The following is a 2505-nucleotide window of genomic DNA, read 5'->3' on the forward strand; positions in this document are numbered from 1 at the left end:
TTTCTTCAAATGCTTGGTATATGAAATGGCTTTGTCCTCTATCACTACCTTTGACATGTGTGTTTTCAGATACTGGGACACTCATTGATTTAATTCCTGGAGCAACTAAAGAAACTTTTTTATATACAACCGAGGCGATTTCTGATATGAAAATAACTAATTATCATTATCCTAACCGCTTTAAAATTCCTAAATATAATGAAGTTTTGAAGTGTAAAATGGATTTGAATCGTGGTATGTGCGAGTCAGCAAAGTAGTAATACAAGTTATTGTAATAGAAAATATAATGAATGTATGGAGGGGAAAGAACATAGTGGACTAAATTCTGGTGGTTGGGGGTATTCCGAATGTAGGCGCTGTCATGAATACTGTTTAGCCCAAGGAGGAATATGGGATTGTCCTCGTCCTCACTAAAAAAAATTATGATAGGATTTGAAATAAGAATTAATAACCGGGAGCCTGTGATTATTACATCCTATGATGTAGCGTTTGTAATGGTGAACTGTAACTATTCATTTGACGATAACATTTATATAGGAGGGACAGACACTTTGAGCAGGCTTGTTTGGGTCGATGAGAACTTAAAAATAGGCGATAAGGTTGTAATAAAAGTAGTTGAAATATCAAAAGTGTCTCCTCCTATGAAAGTAATCTATGATAAAGATAAAATGAAAATAAAATATGAACAACTAAAAGTTGAACTTAAAGTAAAAGGGCTTATATAATTTGTATGAAAGGACTTATTGTAAAATCTAAAGATAAAACATGCAAGGCGGGCATTCCTCAGTGTGGAGTAGGGATCGTTGCTAATATTACTTGGCATAGTGGTCTGACTTGGACTCTTAGTGGTTTAAAAATGCCTGAAGAAATACATTTGGTATGGAACGGAGGTATGTTGGAAATAGGAGATGTAGTAGAAGTGGAAATTGCAGAGTTTGATGAAGCCTCAACTCCTGTTGCGGAAGATAAACACTGTTGCTTAATGGAAGAACAATCAGATAGTGTAGATGAATCGAAAGATTTAGAACATAAATTAAATCTTTATTATCGGTTGAAAAAAATATTGGAGGATGAGAATTTGATAGAAGTGGTTGATGATTGATTTTGATCGTTTTTGGTCAAAAGGTGATAGAAGCGTTTGTAAAATACAAAGATGATCTTTTAGAATAATTTGTTTTTGTAGCTGAGTTACACATCGTTTGATTCAGCTACATTACATACTATAAAACCTTTGAAATATGAAATTATATTTTATTCTTTTGTCATTCCTTTTTGTAGGTGTTTGTCATGCTCAAAAGGTAACTCGTATTAATAGTAATAAGATTGCCGTAGAAGGCGACACGATTATATATTTTGATGCAGAGCAAAGACCTATAACAGAACAGGCGCATTCCGACTCTTTAGAAACGGGTAAATACATCATTTCTATCAAGGGAACGGATGAAATAACGGAAATTCACTTAACTTATAAGCATCCTAAACTTGAGACTTTAATTGGTAAGACGCTTCCTCAGATCAAATTAACTGATATGAGTAGAAAATCCGTTAAAATGGATGAATCCGATATTACAGTTATATGTTTTTGGAATAGGCATTGTCGTCCTTGTATACGGGAACTTACAGCTTTAAATATACTAGCCGAGGATTATCCGAATATTCGGTTTATAGCGCTAACGCCTGATTCTAATGGAGAAGTGAAGAGATTAATGGGTAGATTACAACTGAAGTGGGAAAACATAACTGTTGTTCCCGATTACAGAGACGAATTTGATGATACATTACATATTTATGTGTATCCATCAAATGTTATTATTGATAAAAACAGAGTTATTCAAGGGGCAACTGTTGGCGGGGATACACGGCAATTGTTGCGGTCATTGGAAAGATTGAGTGGAACTTTTAAAAAATGATTGTTGGGAATAGGTAAAATGATAAGAACATCTCATTATTTGTTTGCTGCATTGTGCTTAGGTAGTCTTTTTGCCTGTTCACGACAATTTACGGACTCGTACATTGTTCCTAAATGGTGCTTTACTGTGTTCATGCTATTTATAGTATTAGCATATGAAGCTGTAAACATATTATTTTACAGGCAGAATGAACAGAAAGATACGAGGATATTTGTATATGGTTTTATCATTGTTATTTCTTGCTTTTTGCAGGCAATGTTCGGGGTAGTTCAGATTCTCGGTTTCTTTCAGATATCTACTACTTTGTGGGTTATGGGGAGTTTTGACAATCCTGCAGGCTTTGCGGCATGTCTCTGTGCTGGTTTTCCTTTTGTAGGATTCTTATTGTCAGATAGTAATAAATATATCCGGTATGTAGGAGGATTGATAGGATTTGTAATTGTAATAGCTGTGATTTTATCGCAATCAAGAGCTGGCATTATGAGTATTGCTTTCATTTGAGGCTCGCTATATGGATTATCAAGCTGATTATTTCCGACAATATGGACTGAATCGTTATTCCATGTTAGCTGATAATGTGAAACATCCTTTTAAT

The 2505-nt window shown here is 34.5% G+C and carries 4 protein-coding genes and 1 pseudogene; all 5 read left to right on the top strand.

The annotated features are described in order from the left end of the window. Positions 1 to 257 (top strand): annotated as a pseudogene (locus BHV72_RS00025) (DUF1573 domain-containing protein); the annotation flags it as partial. Between the two features lie 165 nt (positions 258 to 422). Then, the gene (locus BHV72_RS00030) at positions 423 to 725 is read left to right on the top strand and encodes a hypothetical protein (RefSeq protein ID WP_005679307.1); all 303 of its coding nucleotides are present in this window, start codon (positions 423 to 425) and stop codon (positions 723 to 725) included. 5 nt (positions 726 to 730) lie between these two features. Next, positions 731 to 1102, top strand: coding sequence for a hypothetical protein (locus BHV72_RS00035; RefSeq protein WP_022042825.1), 372 nt, complete (start codon positions 731 to 733; stop codon positions 1100 to 1102). Between the two features lie 136 nt (positions 1103 to 1238). After that, on the top strand, positions 1239 to 1910 hold the full coding sequence (locus BHV72_RS00040; protein WP_286853212.1) for a TlpA family protein disulfide reductase: 672 nt from the start codon (positions 1239 to 1241) through the stop codon (positions 1908 to 1910). 3 nt (positions 1911 to 1913) lie between these two features. Further along, entirely contained in the window at positions 1914 to 2411 is a 498-nt protein-coding gene (locus tag BHV72_RS00045) for a hypothetical protein (RefSeq protein ID WP_286853214.1), read from the top strand. Positions 2412 to 2505: the final 94 nt, after the last annotated feature.

Source organism: Bacteroides sp. 43_46, assembly GCF_001915455.1.
In the GTDB taxonomy this organism is placed as follows: domain Bacteria; phylum Bacteroidota; class Bacteroidia; order Bacteroidales; family Bacteroidaceae; genus Bacteroides; species Bacteroides caccae.

Bases quoted from the DNA above. Each gene is read 5' to 3' on its own strand.
- BHV72_RS00030 (WP_005679307.1), top strand. From the start codon at position 423: ATGATAGGATTTGAAATAAGAATTAATAACCGGGAGCCTGTGATTATT.
- BHV72_RS00035 (WP_022042825.1), top strand. From the start codon at position 731: ATGAAAGGACTTATTGTAAAATCTAAAGATAAAACATGCAAGGCGGGC.
- BHV72_RS00040 (WP_286853212.1), top strand. From the start codon at position 1,239: ATGAAATTATATTTTATTCTTTTGTCATTCCTTTTTGTAGGTGTTTGT.